The sequence below is a fragment of the Collinsella sp. LCP19S3_B7 genome (assembly GCF_052121795.1).
Classification (GTDB): Bacteria; Actinomycetota; Coriobacteriia; order Coriobacteriales; family Coriobacteriaceae; genus Collinsella.
In genome coordinates this window covers 40,049-55,674 of sequence record NZ_JBQKDO010000008.1, presented here as the reverse complement: position 1 = coordinate 55,674, position 15,626 = coordinate 40,049, and the positions used below count along the sequence as shown (strand labels likewise).

Genomic DNA, 15,626 nt, shown 5'->3' with positions numbered 1-15,626 from the left:
ATTTGAGAAGCCTCTTCGGAGGCTTTTTTGTTACCGATAGACGGTGAGGTTCACGATGGAAACGCTTGAGCGCAATGAGTGGGTTGACGTTGCCCAATTGGTCGATATTACGAGCGATGCTGTCATTATCTGCGAGCTCGACGGAACCATTTTGCATGTAAACAATCGCTTGCTCGACTTGATCTGCGAGGAACGTTCCGATGTGATCAACGGGGACGTTAAAGATCTCTTGTACTCGTCAGCATTTGAACGCGCGACAGAACATCGTCTTCCTTTTGAGACCAATGGTACCGAGAGCGAGCTGATGCTTAAGCTAAGTGACGGCTCCTTTATTCCCGTCCTAGTTTGTGCCGGCTCGGTTACGCCGCCTCGTATCTTTGGCCGCCGTGCGCCGCGTGTTCTCGTGGCGCTCCATAGTATCGAAGAGCAGTATTCGCATGACCGTCAGCTCAAGCGTGCGCTTTCGGAGCTCAGAGTGGCGAATAAGCGCCTCTCGGGCACGTTGTCGGTCATTATGAGCACGGTGGGCTCCGATGAGCTGCCTAGTTTGTTGGATACCGTTTTGAACCAGCTTGTAGGAACCCTCGATGCCTCGGGTGCTGCCATCTATTTTTCTGAGAGCGGCGGTTTTAAGCTTCGCGGTGTTTCCAAGGAGCTGTATGACAGCTACCTGCCCGAGTTTATGCCGTATGGTGCGGGTATCCCGACGTATGTGCTCCGTGAGTCTCGTGCCTGCCGCCTGTCGATTCAGCAGGACCTTGAGGGCGATAGGATTGCCTCGGGTATGTTCATGGACCTGGACAATCGTTCTAAGCACCTGCTACGCGTGCAAGATATGCCTCCATACCGCAGCGAGATATGTCTTCCCGTGTTTTATGGCACTCAGGTGCTCGGTGTGTTGGAGGTCGGTTGGAAACGTCCGCAGGCGCCGCTTGCCTATGATGTCAACGTGCTCGAGGTCATTTGCGATTATCTCTCCATCCAACTAGTCGGCATGGCATCGAGTCTGCGTTCACGTCGCACGGCAGAGCTTGGCCGTTCTCTCAACGTGCTGCGCGATGAGTTGTTTGCCTATCTCGATGATCCTATTGCCGCCTCGCGTGCGGTGTCGACCGAAATCTGCGCTGTGCTCAGTTGCCATTTCTGCCCCGTGGAGTATGATGCGGGCCTCGGAACCTATGTCATCGATTTTGAAGGCGGCAGTCGTGTGGCATTGCCGGGCGATCCGGAGTCACTCTTCTTTTCTGTCACGACGCCGGCGGCGCGCCTGGGGGCAATTTCCGATGGATTTGAGACATCGGTGCTGGGCGGGACGAGCGCCGACGACCTCAAGCACGTGCGCCTTACGCGCGTGGACGAATCCACGACTATGGGCGCATGGTTGAGAGCCCACGGCCTGCCGTGTCAGGGACTTTATGTCGATTCCGGTATCGAGGCGGGGCGCTGCCGCTCGGAGGCGGATGGTACGCGAAGCAACGATGCAATCGTGCCCGCTGATATCGCCAAGGGACCGACGAGGCGCGTTTTGCTGCTCCGTGATGGCAGCCAGGAGCCAATCGACGACCTTGAATACGACTACATGGTGCATTTGGCACACGACTTTGAGCTGATCTATGAGGGCGAGTCTCAAAAGCGTGAAGAGCGTCATATCGCTCAGACGCTTCAGATTGGCATGAGAAATTCGCTAGGCGACGTTCCGGGCATCGCAACCGATTCGGTATACCTGTCGGCAACGAATTCGGCGTTGGTTGGTGGTGACTTCTATACGCTTGTCCGTCTTCCCGACGATTGCGCCGTTATGATATTGGGCGATGTCTCCGGCAAAGGAATTGAGGCGGCGTCGATGTCGGCGCTCGTCAAGACGGCGTTGACGGCTTATGCCTGGGAGGGTGCGGGACCCGCTCGCATGGCCCGCTCGCTCAATAGCATGCTCATGGGCTTTTCGAGGGTCGAGACGTTTGTGACGGCGTTTATCGCCAAGATTGATCTTAAAGCGGGCCGCGCTACCTATTGCTCTGCGGGACATCCTCCCACTATGGTCATTAGGCCGTCGTCGACGCCGCATGGCGGAGGAGAGACCTGCGGGGGAGAAGTGGAGCTCCTTGGGTGCCAATCGGGCGTGATCGGTGCCTTTGAGAGCATGGTGTACGAGACGGGCGTGTTTACGTTCGATCCTGGTGACATGCTGTTTATGTATACCGACGGAACGATCGAAGCGCGCGACCGCTCGGGTGCTTTCTTTGGCGAGCAACGCCTGCGCGACCTTCTACTCTCTGTTTCGGGTGAGGGCGTATCGGGCATCTGCGGTAAGGTCTTGGGCGAGCTTGACCGCTTTACCGACTCGGCGCTGGACGATGACATTGCATTGGTGTCCCTTGAGTTTTTACGGGGTCGATCGTAGGTCGCGACGTTGGGCATACAGAATCCTAACGGTTGCAGAAAAGTTTGCATCGAGCGAGCTCTTTTGGGGAACCATGGTCGCATGAATGAGTGGAATGACATAGCGGTTTTGGCGCCACCGGGCGATATCGATATCGCCTCGGTGCCCGAGCTGCGCCGACGGTTGGATAATTTAATCGACCGGGGCGTGCGCCGTGTTGTCATCAATTGCCAGACCGTGGGTTTTATCGACTCGACGGGTTTGGCGTTTTTGCTTACGCGTGCCAGAGAGCTTATGAGACGAGAAGGGCTGCTTTCGCTTGTTAACGCCTCCGATGAGGTCGTTCGCTTTTTGGAGATTGCCCGACTTGTCGACATCCTTCATGTTGCGGGTCCGGTGCGGGAGTCGATTCCCGCCATTCCGGTGGGGGAGTTGCCGCGATGGAGCAAGAGCGTCAAGGTGCAGCGAGGCATCGAGAATCTCCCGTATTATCGGCACCGTGTGGCCGAGCTTCTCGAATCGCTTCCCCTGAGGCGTGATGAGCGCTATGACGTCGCATTAGCGTTGGGGGAGGCATTGGGTAACGCATATGACCATGCGGGCGGTGTTGGCTGCATCCTGACGATTCAGGCCTATGGGGACCGTGTTGTGCTTGAGGTGCTTGATCGAGGTTCTGGCTATTCTATCGATGGGGCGAGCGAACCTATGGCGTCCGAGGAACGCGGACGCGGTATCAAGCTTATGCGCATGCTCGTCGATAATGTGGAGGTTGCCCGTCGCACGGATGGTGCCGGCACACGCGTTCGGATGGTGAAGCTGTTTAGTTCGGCATTGGAATCGTGCGCTTAGCGCTTTGGGTTGACATGATTTTCCTGAGTGAACTTGCTTTGGGCAACTTTTTTGAAAAAAGTACTTGCGTCTTTTGGATAACTCGCGTAAATTAATAACCCGCAAGCGGACATGGCTCAGTTGGTAGAGCACAACCTTGCCAAGGTTGGGGTCGCGGGTTCGAGCCCCGTTGTCCGCTCCATTGCATTTCCGGACCGTTCTTAACGGTCCTTTTTCGGCGAAGTGGCCAAGTGGTAAGGCAGAGGCCTGCAAAGCCTTTACCCCCGGTTCGAATCCGGGCTTCGCCTCCAGGCAACATCCGGGCGCTCCGGCGCCCGTTTTGTTTTACATATGCGGACATGGCTCAGTTGGTAGAGCACAACCTTGCCAAGGTTGGGGTCGCGGGTTCGAGCCCCGTTGTCCGCTCCAAGCACAACAGCCCGACTACCACGGTAGCCGGGCTTTTTCGTACCCATTGCAGAGGCTCGAACCCGAGAGGGAGCGAGCGTCTTGGGGCGTGGCCGTGGCGTTATTTGCCGCGAATAACAGCTTTGGGCGTATCATCGCGGGCATTACCCAGCAGATGGACTATCTTGAGCGGCTGGGCATCGAGGCCATCTGGTTGAGCCCGTTTTACCCATCGCCTCTTGTCGATGGTGGCTATGATGTGGCGGACTACTGCGATGTCGACCCACGTCTCGGCTCGCTTGACGACTGCGATGACATGGTCGCTGCGGCTCACGCGCGCGGCATCAAGGTCATCGTCGACATCGTGCCCAATCATTCATCCAACCAGCACCCCTGGTTCAAAGCCGCTCTTGCCGCCCGCCCCGGATCGCCCGAGCGCGCCCGTTATATCTTCCGCGATGGTCGCGGCGAACATGGCGAGCTGCCTCCCACCAATTGGAATGCCAACTTTGGAGGCCCCGCCTGGACGCGTGTTGCGGACGGTCAGTGGTATCTGCATATGTTTACGCCCGAGCAGCCGGACTTTGTCTGGTCATGCCCCGAGGTTCATGCGTTCTTTTGCGACGTCCTGACGTTTTGGAGCGATCGAGGCGTCGATGGCTTTCGCATTGATGTGGCGCACGGTCTCGCCAAGGACCTCGACCGCGATGACCTAGACCGGTGGCATCTCGCCGAGGGCGATGACATGGTTGACGACGGCACCCATCCGCTGTGGGACCGCAACGAGGTCCACGAGATCTATCGCGAGTGGCGACGCGCTATGCCCTGCCGCAAATCAAGGCGACGCGCTACCACCAGATTTCGCTCGACTGGCTCTTACGCGACGGGTCGTCTTATGACGAGGACCGTGAACTCGGCGAGCGCCGCGCGCGGGCGGCCCTTTTGCTTGAGCTGGCGCTTCCGGGCTCGGCATACGTGTATCAGGGTGAGGAGCTCGGCCTTTTTGAGGTGGCTGATGTCTTCGTGAGGTTCGCGAGAGCGTCGCAAAACTTTTCAAAAAAAAGTTCTTGCATAGGATGCGGGTATCACGTAAGATTAATCCCTGTAAGCGGACATGGCTCAGTTGGTAGAGCACAACCTTGCCAAGGTTGGGGTCGCGGGTTCGAGCCCCGTTGTCCGCTCCATTTGGGCGTTTAGCTCAGGGGGAGAGCGCTTCCCTGACACGGAAGAGGTCACAAGTTCAAATCTTGTAACGCCCACCAAATGTTCGCAGTCCAGAGGCTTTGCTTCTGGACTGTTTTGTTATAAACACACATAATATGCCGTCAAATTATCGACCTCGGTCGCTTTTTCACGTTGCATTTGCTGCCCAGCATAATTTGTCGTTATTGGCCTCTTGGTCTCGTGGGAGATGATTATTTTGATCATAACCGTGCACGTCGCCCGCGTTTCCATGGTTGACCCCCGCGCAATCTTTTATGGTGATCGGTTTTGGCGAGATTGCCTTCCAGGGAGGATTCGGAACGATTGAAGGCCGTATGTTCTTCGCGCGCTGGGCGGGCCTTGTCACAAAGGGGTGGGCTTTTGTGGTTATCGCCGGCGTGCTGCTCGATCCCTTTACAGCGGCTCTCGGCCGCATGATAGCTCGCGAAGAGAACTAATAGCTCCTCGCCTATCGAATGCCGGCGGACGGGGTGTCGGGGCTGTAGTCTTCCGAGCGTTTGCAGCCCCGTCGCTCCGTCCGCCGGCATTCGACCGCAACATGTTGGTCAAGCATAATCTTTTGGATTCTTTTCGCGTGATCGGCTTGGTTTTGGTAGGATTTGTCGGCGGCTTGACTAGGGGGTTTTATAACTGCCTTGCAGGTAGCCGCGTTGGTAACGTTTTACCGACTTGCCAAGAAACCCTCATAATTAATGCGTCTGTAAAATGACCAATTGCTTTGACCTGCTGAAACACTATATGTTGTGTTTGACCTAAAAAAAGAATACAGGATATAGAGGCGTCTTTGTCGTATGATAGATAGCGGACAGAGAACGAAGACCTTGTTCGTCCCATTTGGACACGCCTTTGAGCCGCTTGATCGGCCGCGAGGATTGTCCGCATGAGGACCTATGGTTTATCGAGAACACAGATTGCGCGACGGCGCCGCAAGACAGGGACAAGCCCTGCCAGGCATCGTTTGGCTCTGAAGCGCAATGGGATTACGACGCGAAAGAGGCAAGAGGATGAAGATCATCAAGCGCAGCGGCACCGAGGTTGCCTTTGACATCGATAAGATCGTCAATGCGATTCGCGCCGCCAACTTGGAGGTCGAGGAGGGCTCTCGTCTTACCGACCGCCAGGTGATCTATGCGGCGCAAAACGTCGCCGAGGCATGTGAGAAGGCCGGCCATACCGTATCGGTCGAGGAGATCCAGGATCTGGTCGAGGACGAGATCATGCGTCTCGACTGCTACGAGGTCGCTCGCCGCTACATCATCTATCGTTATGTTCAGAGCCTGAAGCGCCAAAAGAACACGACCGACGACAAGATCCTGTCGCTGATCGAGTGCAATAACGAAGAGGTTAAGCAGGAGAACTCCAATAAGAATCCGACCGTCAATTCCGTTCAGCGCGACTATATGGCCGGCGAGATTTCCAAGGACCTGACCCAACGCGTGCTGCTGCCCCAGGAGATCGTGGATGCCCATAATGAGGGTCTGATCCATTTCCACGATTCGGATTACTTTGCCCAGCACATGCACAACTGTGATCTGGTGAACCTGGAGGACATGCTCCAGAACGGCACCGTTATCTCGGGCACGCTGATCGAGAAGCCGCACAGCTTCTCGACCGCCTGCAACATCGCGACGCAGATTATCGCCCAGGTTGCTTCCTCCCAGTACGGCGGTCAGTCTATTTCGCTGACCCATCTCGCCCCGTTCGTTGAGGTGAGCCGCCAAAAAATTCGCGGCGAGGTCGCTCGCGAGCTTGAGGAGCTCGGTGTTTCGGCATCTGCCGAGAAGGTTCGCGAGGTCGTTGAGGAACGCCTGCGCGATGAGATTCGTCGCGGCGTCCAGACGATTCAGTATCAGGTCGTGACCCTTATGACCACGAATGGCCAGGCGCCGTTCGTGACGGTCTTTATGTATCTCAATGAGGCCCGTACGCCCCAGGAGAAGCACGACCTTGCCATGATTGTGGAGGAGACGCTTCGTCAACGCTATGAGGGCGTTAAGAACGAAGCCGGCGTGTGGATCACCCCGGCGTTTCCCAAGCTCATCTACGTGCTCGAGGACGATAACATCCGCGAGGATTCGCCGTACTTCTATCTGACCAAGCTCGCCGCCAAGTGCACCGCCAAGCGCATGGTGCCCGACTACATCTCCGAGAAGAAGATGCGCGAGCTCAAGCTGTCTAAGGGCGAGACCGCCGGCAACGGCGATTGCTATACCTGCATGGGTTGCCGCAGTTTCCTGACGCCCGACCGTTCGGGCAACGGCTTTAACAATGTCGCCAACGCTCTGAACTATGACCCGACCAAGCCTAAGTACTATGGTCGCTTTAACCAGGGTGTTGTGACCATCAACCTGCCCGATGTCGCGCTGAGCTCGCATCAGGACATGGACAAGTTCTGGAAGATCTTCGATGAGCGCCTTGAGCTGTGCCACCGTGCCCTGCTGTGCCGTCATGAGCGCCTGATGGGCACGCTTTCGGATGCTGCGCCGATTCTTTGGCAGTACGGTGCCTTGGCGCGCCTTAAGAAGGGCGAGACGATCGACAAGCTGCTCGTGGGCGGCTATTCCACCATTAGCCTGGGTTACGCCGGTCTGTATGAGTGCGTCAAGTACATGACGGGCCACAGCCACACCGAGAAGGAGGGCACGCCGTTTGCCATGGCCGTCATGCAGCACATGAACGACAAGTGCGCCGAGTGGAAGGCCGAAAGCGATATCGACTTCTCGCTGTACGGCACCCCGCTTGAGTCGACGACCTACAAGTTCGCCAAGTGCCTGCAGCACCGTTTCGGCATTATCCCGGGCGTGACGGACAAGGGCTACATTACTAACAGCTATCACGTCCACGTGTCCGAGGAGATCGATGCCTTCGACAAGCTTAAGTTTGAGGGCATGTTCCAGCAGCTTTCGCCGGGCGGTGCTATCTCCTACGTTGAGGTTCCCAACATGCAGGACAACCTCAAGGCGGTCATTCGCGTAATGCAGTACATCTACGACAACATCATGTACGCCGAGCTCAACACCAAGAGCGATTACTGCCAGGTGTGCGGCTATGACGGCGAGATTCGCATTGTCGAGGACGATGGCAAACTGGTGTGGGAGTGCCCCAATTGCGGCAATCGTGACCAGGAGAAGATGAATGTCGCCCGTCGCACGTGCGGCTACATCGGTACCCAGTTCTGGAACCAGGGTCGAACCGAGGAGATCCGCGACCGCGTGCTGCATCTCTAATAACCACCCCAGGCTGCCCCGTAGCGAGGCCCCGGACCTTTAATCGCTATTTCGGACAGTCCTGGCTCACGACGGAGGCGCCACTGGCGCCTCCTGTTCGTGCGGAGCTCATATCGAGCAAAGGTCCGGGGCCTCGCTACGGGGCAGCCAAGTTGATGTAGCTGAGATGCAGCATGCGGTCTGCTCACTCCTCGAAGTTCTTAGCGGTAATAATTCGAGCTGCAGCTGCGATTTACTTGCGATGGCGGTTGAGCCACAACCCAGTTTTTATTGGGCCTCGAACCCCATACTCGATGTTCGCTTCGTTCACCGAGTGTCGCTCGCGAGGGGTCTGGAGCATATCGTCCCGCCCGCAGTTTCGCAGGCCGAAGGCCGAGAATGTTTGAGGACGGGATGATATGCTCCAGACCCCCAGGAAGGTTACCTATGAACTACGCGAACATTAAGTATTTCGACATTGCTGATGGAGAAGGCGTTCGTACTTCTCTGTTTGTGAGTGGGTGCCGTCGTGGGTGCAAGAATTGTTTTAACTCCGTCGCGTGGGACTTTGCCGCGGGTGAACCGTTCGATCGTGCCGTCGAGGACAAAATCATCGATAGTCTTGATCATCCCTTTATTGATGGCCTGACGATTCTGGGCGGGGAGCCTATGGAACCCGAGAACCAGGCGGGGCTCGTTGATTTTATCGAACGCGTGCGTGCGACCTATCCTGTGGAGTCTGGGAAGACCATTTGGTGCTTTACCGGTGATGTGCTCGAGGAACTAATGCCGGGCGGCCGTCACCATACCGACGTGACGGACCGTATCCTTGCTTGCCTCGACATGCTGGTAGACGGTCCGTTCGTTCAAGATCTGTACGATATCTCGTTGCGCTTTAGGGGCTCGAGCAATCAGCGCGTGATCGACATGAACGCCACGCGCGCTCGTGCTGCGCGCGAGGGCGTTGCGCTTTGCGACGCTGTGGAGCTTTGGCGGGACGATCCGGTCTATTCGACCCATACTATGTAGCTGGAAGAGGTTGCGTGCCAGCGTGGTACCATAGCGCGAACGCGAAATCGAAAAAAGTGAGGCCCAGATGGTCGATCAGGAAAAAGTCGAGACTGCTATTAAGCTGCTGCTTGAAGGTATAGGCGAGGACCCAACTCGTGAGGGCCTGCTGGAGACCCCGGCACGCGTCGCCCGTATGTATGGCGAGATTGCCGGCGGTATGGGCCGGAGTGCCGAGGAGCACCTGTCCAAAACCTTTGCCGTCGCTTCGAACGATTTGGTTATCGAGCGCGATATTACGTTTTACTCGCTGTGCGAGCACCATCTGCTGCCGTTTTATGGCAAGGCTGCGATCGGCTATATCCCTAACGGTCGCGTGGCGGGTCTGTCTAAGCTTGCTCGCACGGTTGAGGTCTATGCCCGTCGTCTGCAGCTGCAGGAGCAGCTGTGCGCGCAGGTTGCCGATGCCCTCATGGAATATCTTGCTCCCCAAGGGGCGATCGTGCTGATGGAAGCCGAGCATATGTGCATGACCATGCGCGGCGTGCAAAAGCCCGGTACCAAGACCGTAACGCTTGCTCGTCGCGGTGTCTTTGAGACCGATCCCGCGCTCGAGGAGCGATTCTTTAGGATGCTGGGCCGCTAACCATGAGAGTCGTCAACGACTTTACATCGAAGACCGATGAGGGGACGCCGCGTCGCGGTTTTATGGCTTCGGGCCTGACTCCCTTTGGCGCCATGCCTCGCATTGATTACATTTGTGCCAACGGGCTGTTCCGGCGGCACCTGGGCAACATTGCACAGTTGGAATCGGGGCGCATCTTTTGCCGCCACGGTATTGACCATCTGCTGGATGTCGCGCGCATTATGTGGATTAAGAATCTTGAGGAACAGCTCGAATTTGACCGCGAGGTCATCTACGCCACGGCACTTCTTCACGATATCGGCAAAGATGAACAGTATGAATCGGGTATATCCCATGATGTTGCAAGCGAGCGCGTCGCTGATGCGATTCTTGGCGGCATGCCCGATGACGTGGCATTTGATCCGGCCGATGCCGCGGCCATTAAGACGGCCATTTTAGGCCATAGAAAGCTGCGCGTGAACAGCCAACCGCTTGAGCGTCTGCTCTATGCAGCTGACAAAGCGTCGCGCGCCTGCTTTGCATGCCCCGCGCGCAATGCCTGCAACTGGAGCGATGATAAAAAGAACCTGTCGATTCGCGTGTAGTTGGTTTGCGCGGTCGGGGTTCTAAACGAAGGAGACGATCGCGATGACCAACAAGAAACTGCCCGAGAATGCAACCAAGACTGAAGGCGCCGAGCTCGCCCGCCGTGGAAGGGGCGAAATATCCACCGCAACGGCGGTGCCCCACGTGAGCTATGACGATCTGCGCCATGCCGATCGCATCACCGTTGAAGGTCTTGAGGTCTTTGCCAACCACGGCGTGTATCCCGAGGAGAACGCCCTGGGTCAGAAGTTCATCGTGTCCTTGGTGCTCTATGCCGACCTGCGTGCAGCAGGGGAGCACGATAACCTGGATGCCTCGATTGACTACGGCTCAGTGTGCCACGATGTCGATGGCTATCTGCGCGAGCATACGTTTAAGCTCATCGAGGCCGCAGCCGAGGGCGTGGCCCAGATGCTGCTACGTCGTTACCCTCTGCTGCTCGGCGTGCGTGTTAAGCTCGATAAGCCTTGGGCGCCCGTCGGTCTTCCCCTGGCAAGCTGCGGTGTCGAGATCGAGCGCGTGCGCTAACCGGTTCTAATACGTCTCTATGGGTGGCTGCTTGAGCCGCTGCGACAGAGCTCTATTGTTGGGGCAGTACGTGTCGAGCAGGGCGTGAAACCGCTGATTGTGGCTTGGCTCGAGCAAGTGGACGAGCTCGTGGGCGACAACCATGTCAAGGCACTCGACGGGGTAGGCGGCAAGCTCGCGTGCGATGCGAATGGCACCGGTTTTGGGCGTACACGAGCCCCAGCGCGTTTTCATGCTGCGCACGGAAGCGCGGGAAGCGACGACACCCATTGCGATTTCGTATGTGCGCACCATATCGCGCAGCGCCGTGGTGACCTCGGATGTATAGAGCTGGTCGATGCGGGCTTGGAGCTCATCGGGCGTTAGGCCGTCGAGGGCCGTGCGCTGCTTTGCCTGCGCGCGCCCACTTGGCTCGTCGGTACCCATAAAACTTGCGAAGGTGGCCTGTTTGGGTCGCGGTGCGGGTGATGCAAAGTTGTGATCGAGCGCATCTTGTACCGTGATGGGCTTGCCCCAAAGCGCAATGATGGACGAGGGGCTGAGCGGCTCTCGCTCCGTCGCCTGACGTTGCTCGCGCTGGGCAAGTCGGCTGATAATCCAGGCGCTGTTGCGCTTCACAAATGCTTCGATACGCTCGCGGGTGGCACCGAGCGGCGCACTGGCGTGGACCTCACCGCTCGATGTGACGCGTAGGTTGAAGTTCTTGACACGCTTTTTGGTAACGACGACGGGGATGGGCATCCCATCCGGTCGGGATACGGAAATCGTAAACTGCTGCGTCAAAAGCGGTCCTTCAGATTGGGGACGGGCCGGCATGTCGACCGTTCGGCATGCCGGCCCGCTCAAGGGATGTGAAATTAATAACGCTCAAAGAAGGCAAGCGCGTTGTCGCTGCAGAGCTTTTGCATCACGGTCTTGCCAAAATGCTTGGAGAGCATGTTCTGGAACTCGGGCATCTTGCTGGCATCGGAGAGGAAAGCGGGCACCGTGGCGCCGTCCCAGTCGCCGCCGAGCGCGATGACGTCCTCGCCGCCCAGGTCGAGCCAGTGCTCGATATGTGCCGCCAGCTGATCGAAGGTGACGTCTGCGGCGGTCTTGTCGGTTGCGTCGTTGGAAAGGAACTCGCTGCAGTAGTTGAGGCCGACGATGCCACCCATGTCGCGAATGGTGCGGAACTGGTCGTCGGTAAGATTGCGTTTGGCGCCGCAAACCGCACGGGAGTTGGAGTGGCTGGCGACGAAGGGACGCGTGGCGCGGACGGCGACCTCGTCAAAGCACTCATCGTTGAGATGGGAGACGTCAAGCACCATGCCGGCGTGCTCCATCTGCGTAAGTGCCTCGATGCCGGCGGCGGTGAGGCCGGCGTGGGTATCGTGTCCGCTCGCGAGCGGCCCCTGCGCGTTCCAGCTGAGTGATGACATGAGTACGCCCAAGCTCTTGAGCACCTCGATCAGTGCGGGGTCCTCGGCAAAGAACGTGGCGTTTTCGATGGTGTGGATGCAGGCGACCTTGCCGTCCTTGAGCGCGGGGCGAATGTCCGCGGCGCTGCGCACGTTGACCATGCGGTCGTGGTTGAGCATTGCCTGGCCGCTCATATGCGCCATGATCTGCGCCTGGAAGCGCGCGGCGTGGGCGGTGGGAATCTCGTCGGGGATAAACGTGGCGAAGCACTGTGCCCACGGCGTGTTGCCGATCTTTGCGAGCGAGATGGCGCAGGCATTGCCCTCGATGAGGTCGAAATCTTGCGGATGCGTCTCGTCGCCGGGGAAATAACCGTCGGTGCCGGCGGTAAAGCGCAGGTCGAGATCGAGCGTGGCCCAGCCGATGCGGTCGGCGGTGTCGCAGTGCAAGTCAAATACGGGATATGCCATGGTTCCTCCGGTTGCAGCGTTTCTTTGCAAACTGTCTTCGAATTGTATGACTAGGGTATAGTTAGCGCCATACGTTCATGGCGGCCCGCGTTGTGTGCCGCCCTTATCACGGAGGTTTCCATGTCCAACCAGGGCAAGAAGGTCAAGACTCATTATCGCGGCACGCTCGACGACGGCACGCAGTTCGATAGCTCCTACGATCGCGGCGAGCCGCTGGAGTTCACCTGCGGTGCCGGTCAGATGATCAAGGGCTTCGATGCCGCCGTTGTCGACATGCAGGTGGGCGAGAAGAAGACCGTGCACATTCCTGCTGCCGATGCCTACGGCGAGCACAATCCCGAGATGGTTATCACCTTCCCGGCCGAGCAGGTTCCCAACATCGAGCAGATCGAGAAGGGCATGAAGCTCTTCCTGTCCACGCCGAGCGGCATGCCTGTCCCTGCCGTTGTCATCGATGTGACGCCCGAGGCCGTGACGCTCGATGCTAACCACGAGCTGGCCGGCAAGGATCTCAACTTTGATATCGAGCTCGTCGAGGTCGAGGGTTAGAGTATGCCTGAACGCTTGGTTTCGACGACATGCTTGGGAAATCTCAACGATCCGTCCTATGAACTCCTGCTTCGTCGGGAGCTGGGTGGCATCTTTGAAGTTGACGAGCTGCTGCTCGATTGGGACCAGGCTGATGTTTGCGCGTTTGCGGGCGTGACGGAGCTGGGGCGCACGGTCGATGTTCGGCTAGATGCTGCCGACGGCAGTCGTCTTGCCGACGGCGACGTGCTCGCCATCGACCGTTCGGGCATGGTGCCCGTGGCGGTTGTCGTGCGCCTGCGCAGCGCCGAGGTCTATTTGGTCGAAGTCGACCGCATGGATCCGATTGCGCTCGCGCATGCGTGCTGGGAGATCGGCAATATGCACGCGCCGCTTTTCCGAGGCGATTCGGACGAGCATACCGTGCGCATGTATACGCCGGTGCAGCCTGTTTTGGGCCGCATGCTCCGGGGCGTCGAGGGTGTTCGGCTCTCGGTGGTTACCCGTGAACTCGATACGGACCGGCGCTTTGCGTCGAGTGCGGCGGAGGTCGTCGTGAGTATGGCTCCCGACTTTACGATCGTAAAAAAGGCGCGCGGTTAACGTGCGTATGAGCAAGACGGACTTTGAGAGGCAGCTATTCAAAGTCCGTCTTGCTGTTGATGAGGTGCTGTGGGGGAAAGCATATGGGTCTTGAGGGAATCAAGCTGATTGCATGCGATTTGGACGGCACGTTGCTGCATCCGGGGGAGTGCGAGCCGCGTTCCGAGGCCTTTGAGCTCATCGATGAGCTGCATCGTCGTGGCATCGTGTTTATGCCGGCGAGCGGCCGTCAATATGCGAGCTTGCGCTATCTGTTTGCCCCGGTGGCCGATGAGCTCGCCTATGTATGCGAAAACGGAGCCCTCGTGATGAGCGAGGGGCGTGCCGTTGTCAAGCGTTCCATGGAGCGTAACCTTGCTATGGATATCGCGAATGCCGTGGTTGCGTATCCCCATGCCGACGTGACCCTTTCCTGCGAGGGACACCTCTACACCATAAGCGGCAACGATGCATTCGTCGACCATTTGCGCTACGAGGTCCATTGCGATGTGGCGGTGGTCGACCGCCCCGAGGACATCGACGAGGACGTCATTAAGATCGCGTTTCAAACGCCCGAGACAGAGCAGCCGGCGGCGCTGGAGTATTTCGTCCGTCGCTTTGGCGACCGGGTCGATGTGATGACGTCGGGAACCGAATGGACCGACTTTATCGGCTTTGATTCGGGCAAGGGGTCCGCGCTTGCCGATTATGGTCGTGCGCTGGGGATCTCACCTAACGAAATGATGGCGTTTGGCGATAATGAAAACGACCGCGACATGCTCAACGTGGTGGGCCATCCCTATCTGATGGAGAGCTGCAATCCCAGCATGCGCGGTATCAACGACCGCGTCCGTTACGTGCGCACGGTCGAAGAAGAGCTGCGTCGCCTACTTGCTGAGTAGACATTTGGGACATGCCTGGAAATCTTCCTTTTGCCGCAATCGGTGAAAAAGTTGTTTTTAAGGCATGTCCCAAAATCTACCTACAGTTGGGGCAGAGGCCCTCGAAGATGGTGTAGTGCGAGCTGACGCTCCATCCGATTTGTTCGGATGCTCTGGCGTCGAGCTGGGTATTGAAGGGGAGCGGCACATCGATGACGCGGCCACACGAGGTGCAGATGATATGCGCATGCGGCTCGATGGCACGATCGAAGCGGCTGCCGCCCGGCGTTTTAATCGAGAGAATCTCCCCGGCATCGGCCAAGAGATTGAGGTTGCGGTAGACCGTACCGCGGCTGATTTTGTCATCCTGCGCGCGCACAGCGTTGTAGATCTCTTCGGCGGTGGGATGGTTGTAGCTTTGGCGCACGGCATCAAGAACTAGCTTTCGCTGCCTGGTATTCCTTCTTTGCACCGCCATGCGCCTCGCCTCTTTTCTATTAACGGTCGTAGGTAAATGATACCGTATTTAGCACACAATACTAATAATGAGGAGTGAAACCGTCTTCATTGGCAAGTGGGGCTCGGACCTGGGCGTCTACGAGGCGAAAACGCGTTCCCATGCGCTCGTAGGAGGCATGAAGCGCCTCAAGATGAGATAGGATGTTTGCTGGAGCTCCCTGTATCTCCATCTCGACTGAGCCGTCTTCCATGTTACGCACCCAGCCGGTGAGTGCGCGTGCCTGCGCGAGGTTGGTGTTGGTAAAGCGAAAACCAACGCCTTGGACCTGTCCCTCCCAGCGCAGGAAATAGCGCAGGGGAGTGTCTTGAGTGGCCTCGTCGCTTGCGAGCACAGTAAGCCTGCGGCGCAGCTCGAGCTCGACGCCAGAGGGCTTTTGGGGCTCGCGGCTGCCGCCGGCGACGCCCGAGAAAAGCTTGTCGAAAATACCCATC

General features: G+C 57.8%; 16 protein-coding genes and 5 tRNA genes. 17 read left to right on the top strand and 4 right to left on the bottom strand.

Going from position 1 to position 15,626, the window contains the following annotated elements; translation table 11 throughout:
- The first annotated feature begins 55 nt into the window (after positions 1-55).
- The 14 genes from ACTQW0_RS04850 (at position 56) to folB (ending at position 10,813) form a co-directional block, all read left to right on the top strand.
- Positions 56-2,401 carry a GAF domain-containing SpoIIE family protein phosphatase gene (locus tag ACTQW0_RS04850; RefSeq protein ID WP_441038751.1) on the top strand — a complete coding sequence of 782 codons (2,346 nt, stop codon included), beginning with the start codon at positions 56-58 and terminating at the stop codon, positions 2,399-2,401.
- A gap of 81 nt (positions 2,402-2,482) precedes the next feature.
- The gene (locus tag ACTQW0_RS04845; RefSeq protein ID WP_441038749.1) at positions 2,483-3,229 is read left to right on the top strand and encodes an anti-sigma factor antagonist; all 747 of its coding nucleotides are present in this window, start codon (positions 2,483-2,485) and stop codon (positions 3,227-3,229) included.
- 105 nt (positions 3,230-3,334) lie between these two features.
- A tRNA-Gly gene (locus ACTQW0_RS04840) sits at positions 3,335-3,410 on the top strand.
- A 35-nt stretch (positions 3,411-3,445) separates the two neighbouring features.
- Positions 3,446-3,519 (top strand) — tRNA-Cys (locus tag ACTQW0_RS04835).
- Between the two features lie 42 nt (positions 3,520-3,561).
- Positions 3,562-3,637 (top strand) — tRNA-Gly (locus ACTQW0_RS04830).
- Between the two features lie 94 nt (positions 3,638-3,731).
- The gene (locus ACTQW0_RS04825) at positions 3,732-4,643 is read left to right on the top strand and encodes an alpha-amylase family glycosyl hydrolase (protein ID WP_441567150.1); all 912 of its coding nucleotides are present in this window, start codon (positions 3,732-3,734) and stop codon (positions 4,641-4,643) included.
- Positions 4,644-4,724: 81 nt separating this feature from the next.
- Positions 4,725-4,800, top strand: a tRNA-Gly gene (locus ACTQW0_RS04820).
- Between the two features lie 3 nt (positions 4,801-4,803).
- Positions 4,804-4,878: transfer RNA gene (locus ACTQW0_RS04815), tRNA-Val, on the top strand.
- Between the two features lie 216 nt (positions 4,879-5,094).
- Entirely contained in the window at positions 5,095-5,277 is a 183-nt protein-coding gene (locus tag ACTQW0_RS04810; protein WP_427718618.1) for a hypothetical protein, read from the top strand.
- Positions 5,278-5,844: 567 nt separating this feature from the next.
- On the top strand, positions 5,845-8,067 hold the full coding sequence (nrdD, locus tag ACTQW0_RS04805; RefSeq protein WP_441567148.1) for an anaerobic ribonucleoside-triphosphate reductase: 2,223 nt from the start codon (positions 5,845-5,847) through the stop codon (positions 8,065-8,067).
- A gap of 426 nt (positions 8,068-8,493) precedes the next feature.
- Positions 8,494-9,075, top strand: a complete 582-nt coding sequence (gene nrdG, locus ACTQW0_RS04800) for an anaerobic ribonucleoside-triphosphate reductase activating protein (RefSeq protein ID WP_154517419.1) — start codon at positions 8,494-8,496, stop codon at positions 9,073-9,075.
- Positions 9,076-9,142: 67 nt separating this feature from the next.
- On the top strand, positions 9,143-9,700 hold the full coding sequence (gene folE, locus ACTQW0_RS04795; protein ID WP_427718613.1) for a GTP cyclohydrolase I FolE: 558 nt from the start codon (positions 9,143-9,145) through the stop codon (positions 9,698-9,700).
- Positions 9,701-9,702: 2 nt separating this feature from the next.
- A complete protein-coding gene (locus tag ACTQW0_RS04790; RefSeq protein ID WP_195838586.1) occupies positions 9,703-10,284 on the top strand; it encodes an HD domain-containing protein in 582 nt (193 codons plus the stop codon).
- Between the two features lie 43 nt (positions 10,285-10,327).
- A complete protein-coding gene (gene folB, locus ACTQW0_RS04785) occupies positions 10,328-10,813 on the top strand; it encodes a dihydroneopterin aldolase (protein WP_427718610.1) in 486 nt (161 codons plus the stop codon).
- 6 nt (positions 10,814-10,819) lie between these two features.
- Here the strand turns inward: folB and ACTQW0_RS04780 are convergent, their stop codons facing one another.
- Both ACTQW0_RS04780 and ACTQW0_RS04775 read right to left on the bottom strand, forming a co-directional pair.
- Entirely contained in the window at positions 10,820-11,596 is a 777-nt protein-coding gene (locus tag ACTQW0_RS04780; RefSeq protein ID WP_427718607.1) for a M48 family metallopeptidase, read from the bottom strand.
- A gap of 74 nt (positions 11,597-11,670) precedes the next feature.
- Entirely contained in the window at positions 11,671-12,684 is a 1,014-nt protein-coding gene (locus ACTQW0_RS04775) for a dipeptidase (RefSeq protein ID WP_427718605.1), read from the bottom strand.
- Positions 12,685-12,804: 120 nt separating this feature from the next.
- Between ACTQW0_RS04775 and ACTQW0_RS04770 the strand changes: the two genes are divergently transcribed.
- The 3 genes from ACTQW0_RS04770 (at position 12,805) to ACTQW0_RS04760 (ending at position 14,696) form a co-directional block, all read left to right on the top strand.
- On the top strand, positions 12,805-13,233 hold the full coding sequence (locus tag ACTQW0_RS04770) for an FKBP-type peptidyl-prolyl cis-trans isomerase (protein WP_055286916.1): 429 nt from the start codon (positions 12,805-12,807) through the stop codon (positions 13,231-13,233).
- A 3-nt stretch (positions 13,234-13,236) separates the two neighbouring features.
- The gene (locus ACTQW0_RS04765) at positions 13,237-13,815 is read left to right on the top strand and encodes an urease accessory protein UreE (RefSeq protein WP_441015839.1); all 579 of its coding nucleotides are present in this window, start codon (positions 13,237-13,239) and stop codon (positions 13,813-13,815) included.
- An 83-nt stretch (positions 13,816-13,898) separates the two neighbouring features.
- Positions 13,899-14,696, top strand: a complete 798-nt coding sequence (locus ACTQW0_RS04760) for an HAD-IIB family hydrolase (protein WP_427718600.1) — start codon at positions 13,899-13,901, stop codon at positions 14,694-14,696.
- Between the two features lie 76 nt (positions 14,697-14,772).
- On the opposite strand, the gene ACTQW0_RS04755 is transcribed toward ACTQW0_RS04760, so the two are convergent.
- A complete protein-coding gene (locus ACTQW0_RS04755; protein WP_154517406.1) occupies positions 14,773-15,153 on the bottom strand; it encodes a Fur family transcriptional regulator in 381 nt (126 codons plus the stop codon).
- Between the two features lie 61 nt (positions 15,154-15,214).
- Positions 15,215-15,625, bottom strand: coding sequence for an acylphosphatase (locus ACTQW0_RS04750; RefSeq protein ID WP_427795950.1), 411 nt, complete (start codon positions 15,623-15,625; stop codon positions 15,215-15,217).
- Position 15,626: the final 1 nt, after the last annotated feature.

Coding starts and splice junctions, on each gene's coding strand:
- folB (WP_427718610.1), top strand. CDS start 10,328: ATGACCAACAAGAAACTGCCCGAGAATGCAACCAAGACTGAAGGCGCC.
- ACTQW0_RS04765 (WP_441015839.1), top strand. CDS start 13,237: ATGCCTGAACGCTTGGTTTCGACGACATGCTTGGGAAATCTCAACGAT.
- ACTQW0_RS04750 (WP_427795950.1), bottom strand. CDS start 15,625: ATGGGTATTTTCGACAAGCTTTTCTCGGGCGTCGCCGGCGGCAGCCGC.
- ACTQW0_RS04770 (WP_055286916.1), top strand. CDS start 12,805: ATGTCCAACCAGGGCAAGAAGGTCAAGACTCATTATCGCGGCACGCTC.
- ACTQW0_RS04775 (WP_427718605.1), bottom strand. CDS start 12,684: ATGGCATATCCCGTATTTGACTTGCACTGCGACACCGCCGACCGCATC.
- nrdG (WP_154517419.1), top strand. CDS start 8,494: ATGAACTACGCGAACATTAAGTATTTCGACATTGCTGATGGAGAAGGC.
- ACTQW0_RS04845 (WP_441038749.1), top strand. CDS start 2,483: ATGAATGAGTGGAATGACATAGCGGTTTTGGCGCCACCGGGCGATATC.
- ACTQW0_RS04760 (WP_427718600.1), top strand. CDS start 13,899: ATGGGTCTTGAGGGAATCAAGCTGATTGCATGCGATTTGGACGGCACG.
- ACTQW0_RS04755 (WP_154517406.1), bottom strand. CDS start 15,153: ATGGCGGTGCAAAGAAGGAATACCAGGCAGCGAAAGCTAGTTCTTGAT.
- ACTQW0_RS04810 (WP_427718618.1), top strand. CDS start 5,095: ATGGTGATCGGTTTTGGCGAGATTGCCTTCCAGGGAGGATTCGGAACG.
- nrdD (WP_441567148.1), top strand. CDS start 5,845: ATGAAGATCATCAAGCGCAGCGGCACCGAGGTTGCCTTTGACATCGAT.
- folE (WP_427718613.1), top strand. CDS start 9,143: ATGGTCGATCAGGAAAAAGTCGAGACTGCTATTAAGCTGCTGCTTGAA.
- ACTQW0_RS04790 (WP_195838586.1), top strand. CDS start 9,703: ATGAGAGTCGTCAACGACTTTACATCGAAGACCGATGAGGGGACGCCG.
- ACTQW0_RS04850 (WP_441038751.1), top strand. CDS start 56: ATGGAAACGCTTGAGCGCAATGAGTGGGTTGACGTTGCCCAATTGGTC.